At 65.6% G+C, this 15,906-nt stretch carries 16 protein-coding genes; 10 read left to right on the forward strand and 6 right to left on the reverse strand.

Going from position 1 to position 15,906, the window contains the following annotated elements; genetic code table 11:
* The first annotated feature begins 53 nt into the window (after nucleotides 1–53).
* Nucleotides 54–803, forward strand: coding sequence for a triacylglycerol lipase (locus LDB29_RS16410; protein WP_025548243.1), 750 nt, complete (start codon nucleotides 54–56; stop codon nucleotides 801–803).
* 159 nt (nucleotides 804–962) lie between these two features.
* Here LDB29_RS16410 and gltX read toward each other — a convergent pair whose 3' ends face one another.
* Together gltX and LDB29_RS16420 are read right to left on the reverse strand one after the other, a co-directional pair.
* Nucleotides 963–2,291 (reverse strand): glutamate--tRNA ligase, encoded by a 1,329-nt coding sequence (gene gltX, locus LDB29_RS16415; protein ID WP_025548241.1) that lies wholly within the window; start codon nucleotides 2,289–2,291, stop codon nucleotides 963–965.
* A gap of 5 nt (nucleotides 2,292–2,296) precedes the next feature.
* The gene (locus tag LDB29_RS16420; protein ID WP_193666679.1) at nucleotides 2,297–3,958 is read right to left on the reverse strand and encodes an NAD+ synthase; all 1,662 of its coding nucleotides are present in this window, start codon (nucleotides 3,956–3,958) and stop codon (nucleotides 2,297–2,299) included.
* A 131-nt stretch (nucleotides 3,959–4,089) separates the two neighbouring features.
* Between LDB29_RS16420 and LDB29_RS16425 the strand changes: the two genes are divergently transcribed.
* Nucleotides 4,090–5,025 carry a ribose-phosphate pyrophosphokinase gene (locus tag LDB29_RS16425; protein WP_025548240.1) on the forward strand — a complete coding sequence of 312 codons (936 nt, stop codon included), beginning with the start codon at nucleotides 4,090–4,092 and terminating at the stop codon, nucleotides 5,023–5,025.
* Nucleotides 5,026–5,118: 93 nt separating this feature from the next.
* Here the strand turns inward: LDB29_RS16425 and LDB29_RS16430 are convergent, their stop codons facing one another.
* Nucleotides 5,119–5,355, reverse strand: coding sequence for a hypothetical protein (locus LDB29_RS16430; protein WP_025548238.1), 237 nt, complete (start codon nucleotides 5,353–5,355; stop codon nucleotides 5,119–5,121).
* A gap of 54 nt (nucleotides 5,356–5,409) precedes the next feature.
* Nucleotides 5,410–5,838 (reverse strand): VOC family protein, encoded by a 429-nt coding sequence (locus LDB29_RS16435; RefSeq protein ID WP_025548236.1) that lies wholly within the window; start codon nucleotides 5,836–5,838, stop codon nucleotides 5,410–5,412.
* Between the two features lie 127 nt (nucleotides 5,839–5,965).
* On the opposite strand from LDB29_RS16435, the gene hisN reads away from it, so the two are divergent.
* The gene (gene hisN, locus LDB29_RS16440; protein ID WP_025548235.1) at nucleotides 5,966–6,751 is read left to right on the forward strand and encodes a histidinol-phosphatase; all 786 of its coding nucleotides are present in this window, start codon (nucleotides 5,966–5,968) and stop codon (nucleotides 6,749–6,751) included.
* Nucleotides 6,752–6,867: 116 nt separating this feature from the next.
* Here hisN and LDB29_RS16445 read toward each other — a convergent pair whose 3' ends face one another.
* Complete coding sequence (locus tag LDB29_RS16445) at nucleotides 6,868–9,063, reverse strand: AsmA family protein (RefSeq protein WP_193666680.1); 2,196 nt, start codon at nucleotides 9,061–9,063, stop codon at nucleotides 6,868–6,870.
* Nucleotides 9,064–9,221: 158 nt separating this feature from the next.
* Between LDB29_RS16445 and rpmI the strand changes: the two genes are divergently transcribed.
* The 7 genes from rpmI (at nucleotide 9,222) to LDB29_RS16480 (ending at nucleotide 15,275) form a co-directional block, all read left to right on the forward strand.
* Nucleotides 9,222–9,425: a 50S ribosomal protein L35 gene (gene rpmI, locus LDB29_RS16450; protein WP_007689506.1), complete on the forward strand. Its 204-nt coding sequence runs from the start codon at nucleotides 9,222–9,224 to the stop codon at nucleotides 9,423–9,425.
* A gap of 14 nt (nucleotides 9,426–9,439) precedes the next feature.
* Complete coding sequence (gene rplT, locus LDB29_RS16455) at nucleotides 9,440–9,802, forward strand: 50S ribosomal protein L20 (RefSeq protein WP_022682430.1); 363 nt, start codon at nucleotides 9,440–9,442, stop codon at nucleotides 9,800–9,802.
* A 200-nt stretch (nucleotides 9,803–10,002) separates the two neighbouring features.
* Nucleotides 10,003–10,623, forward strand: a complete 621-nt coding sequence (locus tag LDB29_RS16460; RefSeq protein WP_025548232.1) for a LysE family translocator — start codon at nucleotides 10,003–10,005, stop codon at nucleotides 10,621–10,623.
* A gap of 60 nt (nucleotides 10,624–10,683) precedes the next feature.
* Nucleotides 10,684–11,031, forward strand: coding sequence for a GIY-YIG nuclease family protein (locus tag LDB29_RS16465; RefSeq protein ID WP_007689499.1), 348 nt, complete (start codon nucleotides 10,684–10,686; stop codon nucleotides 11,029–11,031).
* Between the two features lie 22 nt (nucleotides 11,032–11,053).
* Nucleotides 11,054–12,157: a phenylalanine--tRNA ligase subunit alpha gene (gene pheS / locus LDB29_RS16470; protein WP_025548230.1), complete on the forward strand. Its 1,104-nt coding sequence runs from the start codon at nucleotides 11,054–11,056 to the stop codon at nucleotides 12,155–12,157.
* The gene (gene pheT / locus LDB29_RS16475; RefSeq protein WP_193666681.1) at nucleotides 12,154–14,568 is read left to right on the forward strand and encodes a phenylalanine--tRNA ligase subunit beta; all 2,415 of its coding nucleotides are present in this window, start codon (nucleotides 12,154–12,156) and stop codon (nucleotides 14,566–14,568) included. Before pheS ends, pheT begins: the two co-directional genes overlap by 4 nt.
* Nucleotides 14,565–15,275, forward strand: coding sequence for a DUF4386 domain-containing protein (locus LDB29_RS16480; RefSeq protein WP_025548228.1), 711 nt, complete (start codon nucleotides 14,565–14,567; stop codon nucleotides 15,273–15,275). The genes pheT and LDB29_RS16480 overlap by 4 nt, the downstream gene beginning before the upstream one ends.
* Here LDB29_RS16480 and LDB29_RS16485 read toward each other — a convergent pair.
* Nucleotides 15,223–15,747 (reverse strand): hypothetical protein, encoded by a 525-nt coding sequence (locus tag LDB29_RS16485; RefSeq protein ID WP_025548227.1) that lies wholly within the window; start codon nucleotides 15,745–15,747, stop codon nucleotides 15,223–15,225. The genes LDB29_RS16480 and LDB29_RS16485 overlap by 53 nt on opposite strands.
* Between the last annotated feature and the right edge of the window lie 159 nt (nucleotides 15,748–15,906).

Below are 15,906 nucleotides of genomic sequence, written 5' to 3' on the forward strand. Positions count from 1 at the left end.
GCCTGTGTCATGAGAATGTCATTTTTCCTGTTGGAAGAAGGAAAGACATTTTCGTGCCGCCCTATGCCGACGCCATTGCCAGTTTCTGGAAGAGCCGCCTGGCCAGCGGACCTCGCGCGGCCGAGCGGCCGTCGCTCCAGCATCTGTTGGGTAATGCATCGGTGCCTTTCGATCTGGCGCGGACACGGGCGCAGGCTGCCCAACTGGCGCGGGCCATCCATGGCGATGGGCGGCAGGTCCTGCTGATCCCGGGCCTGCTCGCAAGCGAGCAGCGGATGGAGCCTTTACGCGCCGTGCTGAACGCGGCGGGTTATGAGGCGCATGGCTGGGGCATGGGCCGCAATTTCGGACCCAAGCCGGACAGTCTGGAACAGATCGACCGCCGGGTGGACGCCATAAGGCGTGAGACCGGAGCGCCCGTCACTCTGGTGGGCTGGAGCCTGGGCGGGCTGTTCGCGCGGGAATATGCCAAATTCGCCATGCATAAGGTCGGCGGCGTCGTGACGATGGGTACGCCCTTTTCCGGCGATCCCCGCGCCAATCATGCGTGGCGGCTCTACCAGCTCGTTTCCGGATTTCCGGTCGACCGGCCGCCCTTCACCTGCCGGCGTGAGGAAAAACCGCCGGTGCCGACCGTGGCGCTCTGGTCGCGTCGGGATGGCGTGATACTGCCCCAATGCGCCAAGGGGCGCGTCGGCGAGCGGGATCGGGCAATCGAGGTCGACTGCACCCATATGGGCTTCGCAGCCGCGCCGGAAGGGATTTTGGCCGTGGGCCGGGCGCTGGAGCTTATGCAGCGGTAGGGCTTTCGGAGCGCCGGGATAGTGGCCCGGGTGGAGAGCGGACAGGCCTGCTTTCTCCCACCGGTCTTGCTTGGGACTGTGGCGCAAAAACAGGCATAAAGGGCTTCGACAAGCTCGGCCCGAACGGTCTTCTGGTCCGCTCCTCACCAAATCTCCCGATCAGACCGACAGACGCGCCAAGGCTTCTTCCCGCCCGATCAGCGGCAGGAGCTGGCCCATGTCCGGTCCATGGTCCAGTCCGGTCAGTGCCCGGCGCAGCGGCAGGAACAGCGCCTTGCCCTTGCGGCCGGTTTCCGACTTCAGCGCTTCGGTCAGGGTTCGCCAGATGGCGGCATCGAAGCTCGCCTCCGCCAGCCGGGCATGCGCCAGGGCCAGGAAGTCGCGATCTTCGTCCGCCGGGAATGGCGCGTCGATCGGGCCGGTGACGATCCGCCACCAGTCAGCCGCCCCCGCCACGGTTTCCAGATTGGGGCGGATGGCCTCCCAGGCCGCTTCGTCCATGCCCTGGAGCAAACGATCCGCAACAGCCGCATAGGGCAGCAGGTGGACGATCTTCTGGTTGAGGCTCGCCAGTTCCCCTTCATCGAAGCGCGCTGGCGCACGGCCGAAATGGGCGAAGTGGAAGCTGTCGATCAGCGGTTGCAGGTCCGTAAAGGGTTCCACCGGCATGGCACTGCCCAGCCGCGCCAGCAGGGAGGCGATGGCCATCGGTTCAAGACCGCTCTCGCGAAAATGCGCGACGCCAAGCGACCCCAGCCGCTTGGAAAGCTTGCCTTCGCTCCCGGTCAGCAGCGCTTCATGGGCGAAGGCGGGCAGTGTCGCGCCCAGCGCCGCGAACATCTGGATCTGCGTCGCAGTGTTGGACACATGGTCTTCCCCGCGCAGAACATGGGTGACGCCCATGGCGATGTCGTCGATCACCGACGGCAGCATATAGAGCCAGCTTCCATCGGCGCGGCGGATCACCGGATCGGACAATAGTTTCGGGTCGAAGCGCTGGTCGCCGCGGATCAGGTCGGTCCAGCCGATGGGCAGGTCATGATCCAGTCTGAAGCGCCAGTGCGGCCGACGCCCTTCGGCTTCATAGGCCGCAATCTGGTCCGCGCTCAGGGACAGCGCCGCCCGGTCATAGACCGGCGGCAGGCCACGACCCAGCAGCACCTTGCGGCGCAGGTCCAGTTCCTGCGCGGTTTCATAGGCCGGATAGACATGACCCGACGCCTTGAGCGCTTCGAACTTTTCCTCATAGAGGGCGAAGCGGTCGGACTGCTTCTCCTCCCCGTCCCAATGCAGGCCGAGCCAGTTCAGGTCCGCCTTGATGCCATCGGCATATTCGGGGCGCGAGCGTTCGAGATCGGTGTCGTCGAGGCGCAGCAGGAACTGGCCGCCATATTTGCGCGCGAACAGCCAGTTGTGCAGCGCGGCGCGGATATTGCCGACATGGAGGTTGCCGGTGGGCGACGGAGCGAAGCGGGTGATGACTGTCATGCGGTCTACAGCGTGCGGAAGGCGTTGGTGATCGGGTAGCGGCGGTCGCGGCCGAAATTGCGGATGCCAAGCTTCACGCCCGGGGGCGACTGGCGGCGCTTATATTCCGCGACATAGAGCAGCCGTTCGATACGGGCGACCGTGTCGCGTTCGAATCCGCGGGCGACCAGTTGCTCGACCGACAGTTCCTCCTCCACCAAACCGTAGAGGATGGGGTCCAGCACCTCATAGGGGGGCAGGCTGTCCTCGTCCTTCTGGTTGTCGCGCAATTCGGCGCTGGGCGGCTTGGTGATGACGCGCTCGGGCATGACGGGGCCATTGGGGCCGAACCCCTCGCCCAGCGACGGGACATTCTCGTTGCGCCAGCGGCAAAGGTCGAACACCGTCGTCTTATAGGCGTCCTTCAGCACCGAATAGCCGCCCGCCATGTCGCCATAGATGGTGGCATAGCCGACCGACATCTCGCTCTTGTTGCCGGTGGTGAGCAGCATATGACCGAATTTGTTGGACAGGCCCATCAGCGTCACGCCCCGGATGCGGGACTGGATATTCTCCTCCGTCAGGTCGCGCTGGCGGCCGGCGAAGACGTCGGCCAGCATCGCATCGAAAGCCTCCACCGCGGGTTCGATGGGGATGCTGTCGTAGCGGACGCCCAGCAGGCGGGCGCATTCGATGGCATCGTCCAGGCTTTCCCGGCTGGTGAAGCGCGATGGCATCATCACGCACCACACCCGGTCGGCGCCCAGCGCGTCCACCGCGACGGCAGCGGAAAGGGCCGAGTCGATGCCGCCCGACAGGCCAAGCACGACTCCGGGAAAGCGGTTCCCGTTCACATAGTCGCGCAGGCCCAGGACCATGGCGTTGTAGATGTCGGCGGGGCGATCATCGAGCGCGTGACGCTCGCCGGGAAGGCAGACCCACTGGCCTTCCCATTTTTCCCATTGCGTCAGGACCAGCGCCTCTTCCCAGTCGGGAAGCTGGTGCGCCAGGCTGAGGTCGCCGTTCATGACGAAGGAGGCGCCGTCGAACACCAGTTCGTCCTGCCCGCCAACGCGGTTCAGATAGACGAGCGGCAGGCCGGTTTCACGAACCCGGGTCCCGGCGACGGCGTTGATGCGGCGGTCGTCCTTGTCGACCTCGAACGGGGAGCCGTTGGGGCTGATCAGGATTTCCGCGCCTTCCGCCCGCAAATGGGCGGTGACGAAGGGAAACCAGATGTCCTCGCAGATCGGGACGCCGATGCGAACGCCCCGGAACTCGATGGGCGCGGGCAGCGGACCGGGGGCGAACAGGCGCTTTTCGTCGAAGGTGCCGTAATTGGGCAATTCCCGCTTCTGCCGGATGGCGGTGACCGCGCCATTCTCCAGCAGGGCGACGACATTGAACAGGACGCCTTGCGACGCCACGACCGTGCCCACCAGCATGGCGGGGCCGCCGTCGGCGGTCGCCTGCGCCAGCCGGTCCAGCTCATGATTGGCCCGGTCCACCAGCGCGGGCTTCAGCACCAGATCCTCGGGCGGATAGCCGATCAGTTGCAGTTCGGGATAGACGATGAGGTCCGCCTCCATCGCCCGCGCACGCCATTCCAGCATCGCGTCGGCATTGGCGGACAAGTCGCCCACCGACTGCGTCATCTGGGCCAGGGCTATCACGAGTTTGTCGGTCATGGTCCGCGCCCCTAGAGCATTTTGCAGCAGCGCGCAAAAGCGCCTTTTCAGGAGGGGCCTCCGCCGCTAAAGGGGCCGCGTTCCGACAGCGTCACCAATTTGTCACGCCATTTAGTTCTAGGGGTTTGGCCATGAAGCTCATGACCGGCAATTCCAACAAGCCGCTCGCGGCCGCCATCGCCGACTATATCGAGATTCCCCTGACCGACGCGAGCGTCCGCCGCTTCGCCGACGAAGAGGTTTTCGTGGAAATTCACGAGAATGTCCGCGGCGAGGACGTGTTCGTGATCCAGTCGACCAGCTATCCGACGAACGACAATCTGATGGAGCTGCTGATCATGATCGACGCGCTGAAGCGCGCGTCGGCCAAGCGAATCACGGCGGTGGTCCCCTATTTCGGCTATGCCCGGCAGGATCGGAAGCCCGGCCCCCGCACGCCGATCTCGGCCAAGCTGGTCGCCAATCTCATCACCACCGCAGGCGCCAACCGCGTACTGTCGGTGGACCTGCACGCCGGGCAGATCCAGGGCTTCTTCGACATTCCGACCGACAATCTGTTCGGCGCGCCGGTCATGTCGGCCGACATCCAGGCGCGCTTCGGCGACCGCAACCTGATGGTCGTGTCGCCGGACGTGGGCGGCGTGGTGCGCGCCCGCGCCCTTGCCAAGCGGCTGGACAACGCCCCCCTCGCCATCGTCGACAAGCGGCGCGAGCGCGCAGGCGAATCGGAGGTCATGAACATCATCGGCGACGTGAAGGGCCGCTTCTGCGTGCTGATCGACGACATCGTCGATTCGGCGGGCACGCTCTGCAACGCCGCAGCCGCGCTCAAGGCGGCGGGGGCTGAGGAGGTGGCCGCCTATGTCAGCCATGGCGTGCTGTCGGGCGGCGCGGTGGCGCGGGTCGAGGCGTCGGAACTCAAGGAACTGGTCATCACCGACTCGATCCAGGGTACGGATGCGGTCTGCGGCGCGAAGAGCATCCGCCATCTGCCGATCGCTCCCCTGTTGGGCGAGGCGATCAAGCGCATCGCGGACGAAAGCTCCGTTTCCAGCCTGTTCGACTGAGATCGCCGCCAGGAAGCCGAAAAAAGGCTGCCGATGATCCCATCGGCAGCCTTTTTCATGTCCGTTCGGCAAAGTCGCGCGGCGCGACTTTGCTCAGTTGCGCGGAAACAGCAGCAGCGGCAGGCTGCACACCAGCGCCATCGCCAGGAAGATGCGCTGGCTGAGTGAAATGCCGAGCGGCTTGTCGCGCCACAACCAGGGGCAGGTCAGCAGGGCCAGCATGAACAGGATGTTCGCCAATGCGGGCGAACCGTCGGCCGGCAGATCCTGCCACAGCGCCAGCCCTCCGAACAGGGCCATGAAACTTACAATCCAGCCGACCAGCGCCACCAGCAACTCCTTCGAGACATATCGAAGGATAGGACGGCGCGAACCGCCGGAAGTTTAGGCGGAATGCGCCCAGGGGTCGTAAGTGCCGAAGCTCCAGACATTGCCCTCTGGATCGAGCGCTTCATAGCCGCGACCGGGATAGCCGTCATTGTCGTGCGGCTCGCTGACCACGACGGCGCCTTCATTCCGTGCGTGAAGGCAGTGGGCGTCGGCGTCGGGCACGACCACATAGATGCAGGTGGTGACGCCGCCCAGTTCCCTGGGCGTGCTCCAGCTATAGAGCGATTCCATCGCTCCGTCGCGGACGCTGCCCAGCATGACCATGCCCTCCCCCAGCACCAGCTGGGCATGATGGACGATGTGCGGGTCGTCCACATCTTCGTAGCTGGCCTGCACTTCGAAACCAAAAGCCCGGCAGAGAAACCGGATGGCGGCGGGCGCATCGGCATAGCGCAGGCCGGGGATGACGGGGGAACCGGGCATCACATCCCTCCTTCAGGGAATCGGAGAGGCCCAGCCTATCCTTTAACTTCGCCCGTCGCGACAGTCCTTTGCATTTTCACGGCGGTCGACCGTTCCGCCGGGCGGGAAAATGCTCTAGGCCCATGGCATGACGACCCGCGACGATCTGGCCCTTGCCAACCGCCTTGCCGACGCCGCCCGCGCGGCGATCCGCCCCTTTTTCCGCGCGCGCTACGACATGGAATTCAAATCCGACAAGTCCCCTGTGACGGAGGCGGACAGGGCTGCGGAAGCAGCGATCCGCGCGATCCTGGAGAAGGAACGACCGCAGGACGGCATCATCGGGGAGGAATATGGCGCGAGCCGCGAGGATGCGGAACGGGTATGGATCCTCGATCCCATCGACGGTACGCGCAGCTTCATCGCCGGGCGGCCGATCTTCGGCACGCTGATCGCGCTGACCCAGGCGGGTTGGCCGACCGTCGGGATCATCGACCAGCCCATTGCGGAGGAACGCTGGGCGGGAATGATGGGGCAGCCGACGACCTTCAACGGCAAGCCGGTGACCACCCGCGCCTGCCGCGCCCTGGACGAGGCGATCCTGGCCTCCACCGCGCCGCAGCTTTTCCCGGGCTGCAGCGGCGAGCATTTCTCACGCCTTGCGGGGCAGTGCCGCGACACCGTCTGGGGCGGGGACTGCTATAATTATGGGCTGGTCGCGTCGGGTCATGTCGACATCGTGGTCGAGGCGGGTCTCAAGCTGCACGATCTGGCGGCGCTGGTGCCGGTGGTGGAGGGCGCGGGCGGGCGGATGTGCGACTGGACCGGCGAGCCGCTCACGCATGACAGCGACGGTCAGGTGATAGCGCTGGGCGACGCCGCGCGGCTGGATGACGTGCTGGAGGCGTTGGCCGAGGGGCATGAGGGTCATTAGGGCGCTAATTATTTCAGGAGGGTGTATCACTCGTCCAGCTCGGACGGCGATCTGTTAGCTGGGAAATGAGCCTATCGCCGCTCAGCACCCCGCGATTGGTGCAGGGCGCCAGTGCATCAGAAGATGCCCAGGAATTTCTTCTTCTGGCTCTTATTTTCGCGGGCATTGCCCTTACCGGCTTCATCCTTGGCCGTGGTGCCGCGGCCGACATCGTCGCGGGGCTTGCCGCCCTTGGTGCGCTGGGCGGCGGCCGTCGCGCCGGCAAGGACCGGACCGCAGGCAGCGCTCTTCGCATCCCCGACATCGACGAAGGCAAGTACCGAGGCAAGCGGCGTGGCGGCTATGCCGAGCGCCGCAGCCGCGCCGCCGCGCGCGACCAGTTCGGGGCTGATCACGTCGATGCCCGGCTTGGCGAAATATCCGGTGATGCCGACAGGCGACTGACCCGAGAACAGGCTGAACTTCTTGCCGTCGGCGCGGAAGGCGAGGTCCAGGCTTTCGTTGCGAAAGGAGAAGCCGCCCCTGCCCAGCATCACATTCTTGCGCGTGTCGATGATGATCGGATCGGCGGCGGCCACGCCGTTGCGCACGGTGAAGGCGATCAGGCCGCAATTGATCTCCACCGGGTCCTTCAGCTTCTTCTGGAACATCTTGGTGATGAAGGTGCCGATGTCGAGTTCCGCCAGTTGGACGTTGCGCGCCCACATGGAGCCCGCCGGCAGGATCACGGCGATGCGACCGTTGGACGTGCTGAGCGAATCGTGCAGCGTGTTGCCGAGGCCGGTCATCTGGACGCGCGCCTTGATCGTGCCGGTGGTGCCGGATTCCTCCACGCCCCAGCGGGAAAGCAGCTTGCCCATAGGCGTGGGCGACAGTCGGATGTCGTAGCTGGTGCGAACGGGTTCTGTCCGGGCATTGATGCTGATGTCGGAACTGACATGACCGCCCGACATGTCGAATGTCAGCGGCGACAGCCTGAGCAGGCTGCGGTCGAGCGAGAGCGTCAGGCCGATATTGGACACCGGCAGATTGTCGGCGCGGACCCGGCGGACGTCATAGCGGACGCGCGCATCGAAATTGCGCAGCGCCTCCACCCGCAGCGGCGCGTCGGGCAGGACGCGCGGCGTGCCGCCCACCGTCTGGATCGCGCCCGCCTTGCCCTGCCTCTCCAGCCGCTGGGGGTCATAGCCGATGAACGGGCCGACATCGACGATGTCGAGGCTTTGGGTGGCGAGGTCGGCCTTCAGCAGCAGGCGGTCGTCGGGCAGGGACACGGTCATGCGCCCCGCCAGATCGCTGTCGCCGAAACGGCCCTTGAGATGGGTGAACCGCCACTCCTCGCCAGCCTTGGTCAGCGCGGAGGTGAAGCGATAGGCGCGCGTTTCGGGAATGGCGACGCCCAGGAAATCGAACAGCCGCGCAAGATTGGGGCCATGGGTGAGCAGACGCAGGTCCGCCCCCTCGATCTCCGTCGCGCCGGGAAGCGTGCCGCTGACCTCCAGCACGGTCGCGCCAGCCTCGGCCCGGAGGGCAAGCCTGTTCCGGCCGCCCGTCACCGTCTGGTTGGGCGAGAGCAGACCGCCGCGCAGCCTGAAGGGGCGGCCCCGCATCGTGCCCGTGCCGGAAAAGCGCACGTCGCTGGCAAAGCGGGTGTCCTGCGCCCTCACCGTCTCGAATCCGATGTCGGCGTCGAGCTGCATGCGGGGGTCGCGATAGCGCAGCGTCGTACCGGCCAGGAGGGCGCGGCGGATCAACGGCAGGTTGAGCGGCTCGCCCTTCCTGCCGGGATCACCGAAGGTCCATGTGTTGCTCCTGCCGTCGCGCGACCATTCCAGATCGGCGGCGGCATTGCGCAGTTCGAGCCAGCGGACCTTGTACTTGTCCCCGAAGAGAAGGCTGAGGGGCGCGATCCGGCTATCGATCAGATCGGCGCGGAAAAAGGCGGGCCGGCTGGCCCAGGGCGTATTGGCGACGGCGATATGCTCGGCGCGGAACTTGATCGTGATGGGGTCGAAATAGAGCTGGAAGTCGCCGCCGACGCGCACGGCGCGTTCAAGGCGGTTGCCGAGCATCCGTTCGAAGGGATGCTTGAGGAAGCGGCCCTTGGTGATGAAGAGCATGAGCCAGAGCGCGAAGAGAATGCCGACGATCCAGAGCAGGATGCGCACCGGCAGGGGGAGCCTTCGCCAGCCCTCTCTCGCGCGCTGGACATAATGGCCCGTGCCGCGGGGGCGCGGCATTTCGCTTGTCGGCCTATCCGGCCGATCGGGGCTTGCCGGCATGTCCGGCCGGAGGGGATCGGCGTCGGCCATGGCGGTTCAACGCCGATCCGCCTTTTTGGGTCCGAATCGCTTGCGTTCGGGGATGCTTCCGACTATGGGCCGCCCTTCGCGATATTTGGAAGGACCGCCCGGCTAACTAGGGCTGCCGTGGCTGTCCGTAATCGTCGCGCTTTGAAAAGGAGACGAAAATGCCCAAGCTCAAGACCAAGAGCGGTGTGAAGAAGCGCTTCAAGTTCACCGCTTCCGGCAAGGTCAAGCACGGCGTCGCTGGCAAGCGTCACCGCCTGATCAGCCACAATGCGAAATATATCCGCCAGAATCGCGGCACCTCGGTCATGTCCGACGCCGACGTGGCTCATGTGCGCCTCTGGGCGCCCTATGGCCTGAAGTAAGGGAGGGCTGACCAATGGCACGTGTCAAGCGTGGTACGACCACCAAGGCGAAGCATAAGAGGATATTGGATCAGGCGAAGGGCTATTATGGCCGTCGCAAGAACACGATCCGCATCGCCCGTCAGGCCGTCGAAAAGGCCGGCCAGTACGCCTATCGCGACCGCAAGGTCAAGAAGCGGACCTTCCGCGGCCTGTGGATCCAGCGCATCAACGCCGGTGTCCGCGCCGAGGGCCTGACCTATTCGCAGTTCATGCACGGCCTGAAGCTGGCCGGCGTGGATCTGGACCGCAAGGTCCTGGCCGACATTGCGATGCACGAAGGCGAGGCGTTTAGCGCCATCATCGCCCAGGCGAAGGCTGCGCTGCCCGCGGCCTGAGCTTAGAACGGTCGCAAGATCGTCCAAAGGGGCGCCGGGGCAGATGCCTTCGGCGCCCTTTTTGATTGGCGTGAACCCCCATCTCCGCTCACCCTGGGCGAAGTCGAAGGTTCTGCTGAGCCGCAGGCGAACGGTTTCGCCAGGCTCAAGCGCTGGCTTCGGCTTCGCTCAGCCCGAACGGTATTGAAGGAATATCCCTCATGTCGCTGCATGTCTGGTGGCTTTATGTCACGGCGGTTTTCCTGATCTCGGCCACGCCGGGACCGAACATGCTGCATGTGATGACGCAGAGCATTCATCATGGCCCGCGTCGCGCGCTTGCCACCATGGCGGGGCTGATGAGCGCGATCCTGCTGTGCCTGATCGCCTCCGCGCTCGGGCTGGGGGCGTTGCTGAAAGCCTCTCCGCGCCTGTTCGACGGGTTGCGCTATGCAGGTGTCGCCTATCTGATCTGGCTGGGCGTCAAGGCCTGGCGCGCGCCGGTGGGTGAAGCAGGCGAGGTGGGCGCCACGCGGGCGCGGTCGCTGCGGGCGCTCTATGGCACCGGGTTGCTCACCGGCCTCAGCAATCCTAAGCTCATCATCTTCGCGGCCGCGCTGTTTCCGCAGTTCATCGATACCGATCGGCCCTTTGCGGTGCAGCTGGGCATATTGGTGGCGAGCTTCGTCGCCATCGAGTTCGGCTGGCAGTGCGTCTATGCGCTGGGTGGCATGAAGCTCGCCCGCTGGCTGGCGCCCGCGAACCGGCAGCGGTTGTTCAACCGGGGAACGGGGTTGATGTTCATCGGCTTCGGCGGGGCGTTGCTGGGGGCGCGGGCGTAAGTCCCCGCTTTTCCACCTCGTCATTCCCGCGAAAGCGGGAACCCATCTCCCGAGGAATGCATGAAACGCGAAATCAGCCCAACGGTCTACATATTGGCGAGCCGCCGAAATGGGACGCTGTACACCGGCGTTACCTCCGACCTTGTAAAGCGTCTATACGAACATCGAAACGGCTTGATTGAAGGCTTCACGAGCGACTACGGCGTCAAGCGCCTTGTCTGGTTCGAAATGCATGACGCGATCGATGGCGCGATATTGCGGGAAAAGCGGATCAAGAAATGGAACAGGCAATGGAAGATCGAGCTGATCGAGGCTGGAAATCCCGAATGGGATGATCTGGCCCTGGCTTTCGGCTTTGAACCCCTCCGCGAGAGGGCAGGAGATGGGTTCCCGCTTTCGCGGGAATGACGGGAAAGTGGAACGACGTTCGATGACTGAGATTGCCAATCTGAAAGCCGGCCTGATCGCGGATATTGCCGCCGCCGACACGCTCGACGCGCTGGAGGCGCTGCGGGTCGGCGCCTTGGGCAAGAATGGCGTGGTGACGGGGTTGCTCAAGACGCTGGGCCCGATGAGTCCGGAGGAGCGGCTGGAGAAAGGCCCCCCGATCCAGGATTTGCGGGAGAGCGTGACGGCGGCGCTGGCGGAAAGGAAAGCGGCGCTGGAGCAGGCGGCGCTCGATGCGAAGCTCGCGGCCGAGAAGATCGACATGACCCTGCCCGCCGACACCGGTCCACAGGGGTCCGTGCATCCGGTCAGCCAGGTGATGGACGAACTGGCGGAGATTTTCGCCGATCTGGGCTTCTCCGTGGCGACGGGGCCGGAAATCGAGGACGACTGGCATAATTTCACCGCGCTCAACATTCCGGAGACGCATCCGGCGCGGGCGATGCACGACACTTTCTACTTCCCCGACACCACCGATGGGAATGGGGACGGGAAGAAGATGCTGCTGCGCACCCACACCTCCCCAGTGCAGATCCGGACCATGATGAACGGCGAACCGCCGATCCGCATCATCGCGCCGGGCCGCGTCTATCGGTCGGACAGCGACGCGACGCATACGCCGATGTTCCATCAGATCGAGGGGCTGGTGATCGACAAGGGCATCACGCTCGGTCATCTCAAATGGACGCTGGAGACTTTCCTGAAGGCCTTTTTCGAGCGCGACGACATCGTCCTGCGCCTGCGGCCCAGCTATTTCCCCTTCACCGAACCTTCGGTGGAGGTCGACGTCGGATATACGCTGGTGAACGGCCAGCGGGTGATCGGGGGCGACGGCGACGCGCCGGGTGGCGGCTGGCTGGAGGTGCTGGGCAGCGGCATGGTGAACCGGCGGGTGATCGAGGCCTGCGGGCTCGATCCGGATGAATGGCAGGGCTTTGCCTTCGGGACGGGCGTCGACCGGCTCGCCATGCTGAAATATGGGATGAACGACTTGCGCGCTTTCTTCGACGGCGATCTGCGCTGGCTGAAACATTATGGCTTTTCGGCGCTGGATGTGCCCACTTTGAGCGGGGGAGTGGGCGCATGAAGTTCACGCTGAGCTGGCTCAAGACGCATCTTAATAGCGATGCGGACCTGCCGACGATCCTCAAGGGGCTGACGAACATCGGTCTTGAGGTCGAGGGCGTGGAGAATCCGGCGGAGAAGCTGGGCGCCTTCCGCATTGCGAAGGTGCTGACGGCGGAGCGTCATCCGCAGGCGGACAAGCTGCAGGTGCTGACCGTGGATGCGGGCGACGGCCCGTTGCAGGTGGTCTGCGGCGCTCCCAATGCACGCGCCGGGCTGGTCGGCGTGTTCGGGACCGAGGGCGCGGTGGTGCCGGTCAACGGCATGGTGCTGAAAAAGACCGCCATTCGCGGCGTCGAATCCAACGGCATGATGTGCTCGTTCCGGGAGCTGGAACTGGGCGAGGATCATGACGGGATCATCGAACTCAGCGCCGATGCGCCGGTGGGACGGGTCTATGCGGAATGGGCGGGGCTGGACGATCCGGTCATCGACGTGTCGATCACGCCCAACCGGCAGGACTGCATGGGCGTGCGCGGCATCGCGCGCGACCTGGCGGCGGCGGGGCTGGGCACGCTGAACGCGCTGATCGTGCCGACGATCGAGGCGGCGGGGCCCGGGCCGGACGTGCGGATCGAGGATGCGGAGGGCTGCCCCGCCTTCTTCGCCCGGACGGTGCGCGGCGTGAAGAACGGCAGTTCGCCCGAATGGATGGCGAAGCAGTTGAAGGCCATCGGGCAGAAGCCGATCAGCACGCTGGTCGACATCACCAATTACATCATGATCGATCTGGGCCGGCCGCTGCACGTCTATGACATGGCGACGCTGAAGGGCGGGCTGGTGGCGCGGCGCGGCAGGCCGGGCGAGCAGGTGCTGGCGCTGAACGGCAAGACCTACACGGTCGATGAGAGCATGACCGTGATCGCCGACGACGAAGCGGTGCACGACATTGGCGGCATCATGGGCGGCGAGCATTCGGGCGCCACGGAAACCACGACCGACGTGCTGATCGAATGCGCCTATTTCACGCCGGAACGGATCGCGGTGACGGGGCAGAAGCTGGGGCTGACCAGCGACGCGCGCGGACGGTTCGAGCGTGGGGTGGACCCGGCCTTCCTGGACGACGGCCTGTCGATAGCGACCTATCTGGTGACGCATCTGTGCGGCGGCAGCGCCAGCGAGGCGACGCGCGCCGGCAGTCCGCCGCTGGCCGTGAAGACCGTGACCTACGATCCGGCGCAATGCCTGGCGCTTGCCGGCGTCGACGTCGCGGATTCGGAGCAGAAACGCATTCTTGAAAGCCTGGGATTCGAGGTGGAAGGCAATGACGCCACCTTCGAATATCAGGACGGCGTGCCGGTCACGACCCCTGCCACATGGACCGTGACGGTGCCGAGCTGGCGGCGTGATGTCGACGGCTGGCCCGACATCGTCGAGGAGGTGGTGCGCATCGTCGGGCTGGATCAGGTGCCCTCCACCCCCCTGCCCCGCGCCCCCGGCGTCGCCAAGCCGACCGCCACGCCGGAACAGGCCATCGAACGGCGCGTGCGCCGGACGGCGGCGGCGCGTGGGCTGGCCGAAGCGGTCAACTGGTCCTTCATTTCGGAGAAGGAGGCCGCCGCGGTCGGCGGCGGGGCATGGACCCTCGCCAACCCGATTTCGGAGGATCTGAAGGTCATGCGTCCTTCCCTGCTGCCCGGCCTGCTTTCGGCCACGCGGCGGAATGTGGACCGCGGCGCGGCTTCGGTGCGGTTGTTCGAGCTGGGCCGCCGCTATCTGGCGGACAAGGAGCGGCCGACCGTCGGCTTCGTGCTGGCGGGCGAGAAGGTGGCGCGGGGCTGGCAGACCGGGAAGGCGCAGCCCTTCTCCGCCTTCGACGCCAAGGGCGAGGCGATCGCGCTGCTCACCGCCGCGGGCGCGCCCGTCGCCAATCTCCAGAGCTTCGGCGAGGCGTCGGGCGCCTATCATCCGGGCCAGTCGGGCACGTTGCGGCTGGGGCCGAAAACGGTTCTGGCGGAGTTCGGCGTGCTGCATCCCAGCCTCGCCAGGCAGTTCGGGCTGACCGGCGCGGTGGTCGCGGGCGAGATCTTCCTCGACGCGATCCCCGCCCGACGGGCCAGCGGCTTCATGCGCCCGCCCTATGCGCCGCCGGCCTTGCAGGCGGTGAAACGCGATTTCGCGTTCCTCGTCGATGAGGCTGTCGAAGCCGACGCACTGGTCCGTGCGGTCAGGAACGCGGACAAGAAAGCGATCGTTGACGCGCGGCTGTTCGACGTCTTCGTCGGCCCCGGCGTGGATGAGGGCAAGAAGAGCCTTGCCGTCGAGATCACGCTGCAACCCGGCGACAAGAGCTTTTCCCAGGAAGAGCTGGACGCGATCAGCGCGGCCGTGGTGAAGGCGGCGGAAAAGCTGGGCGGCACTCTGCGGGGATGAGGCTGTTCGCCGGGATCGAGGGGAAAGCGCGGCTTGCCGGTCTCTTCCTTCTCGGCGGCATGGCGGCGCGCGGCGTGGGTGAGGCCATGATCCGCGCCGCTCTGGTCGTGCCCGGTTCCGGGCGGGAAACGGCGCGGAACATAAAGGACTTTCCCTGGGCCTATCGCGCGGCGGAGGCGACCGATCTGGCGATGGCCTGCGCCATGCTGGGGGCGACCGTACTGCTTTATGCGCTGTTCGCGCCGGGCGGGAGGCATGTTGCGCGGATGGCGGCTTTGCTTTCCGTCATCGGCATTGCGACGCTGGGGGCAGGCAGCCTTCTCTCCATCGCGCCGCTCATCCTGCTGGACGGGGCGCCGCATCCGGGCATCGGCATGGCGCAGACCTATTCGCTCGTGGAACTGACGCTGCTGCTGCGGGATCAGGTTCAGCACGTCGCACGCATCTTCCTGGGGCTGTATCTGCTGCTGATCGGTCTGCTGGCTTTCCGCTCGCGGCGGTTTCCCCGCGCATTGGGCGCGGCGCTGATGTTCGGCGGCTCGGTACAGGCGGTGGCGCGCCTGATGGCGCTGATCGCGCCGGACCTGGCCGACGCGACGGTGATTCAGGCGGACATCGTGGCGGTGCTGGCGGAGGCGGTCTTCGCGCTATGGCTTATTTTTTCGGCTCGTCGGCCTTTTCCTGCGCCGTCGGCGGCGGACTCATGATCTTGCAACCCTTGGCGTCGGCCAGGCCGCGCAAATAGCCGCGCCGGGCTATGCCGGCGGTGACCGCGGCTTCCAGACGACGCTCGGCAGGGGCGGCGCCGCTGATCTCCCGCACCAGGCCGCGAAAGGGGATGATCGAATTGACGATCGTCTTGCCGACCGCTTCGGCTATCTTGCCGGTGCGGTTCTCATTCGCCTTCTGCCCCACGGTGAAGTCGGGGCCAAGCACCGCGTTGAGTTCGTCGAGCGAGGTCTTGAGCGCCTTGCAGCTCCGCAAGGGCGGGCGCTTATAGGGGTCTTCGACCGCCTGCTGGAGCACATCGGGAATCTTGTCCTTGTCGATGCCGACATCCCGCGCGGGCTGGGTCGCGATGGTGCCCGCCTTCTTCAACGTGTCGTCCTTCTTCTCCTGTTCCTGCGCCAGAGCGCCCGTCGAACAGAGCAACAGCGCAGCCACGCCGATCCATTTCATCCGATTTCTCCCTGCTGCTTCTTCAACCCCTTGAGACTGGGCGTGGTTCCGCGCCGGCCTGGCCGCTCCGGACTCTTTCTTTTCCGCGATTTCCTGACCGGCGGTCGGTTCCGGTCGCCGGGAAATCGCTCTATGCCGGACGGCAAGGGAGATTGCAGC

This window comes from Sphingobium sp. CFD-2, from assembly GCF_024611135.1.
GTDB classification, from domain to species: Bacteria; Pseudomonadota; Alphaproteobacteria; order Sphingomonadales; family Sphingomonadaceae; genus Sphingobium; species Sphingobium fuliginis.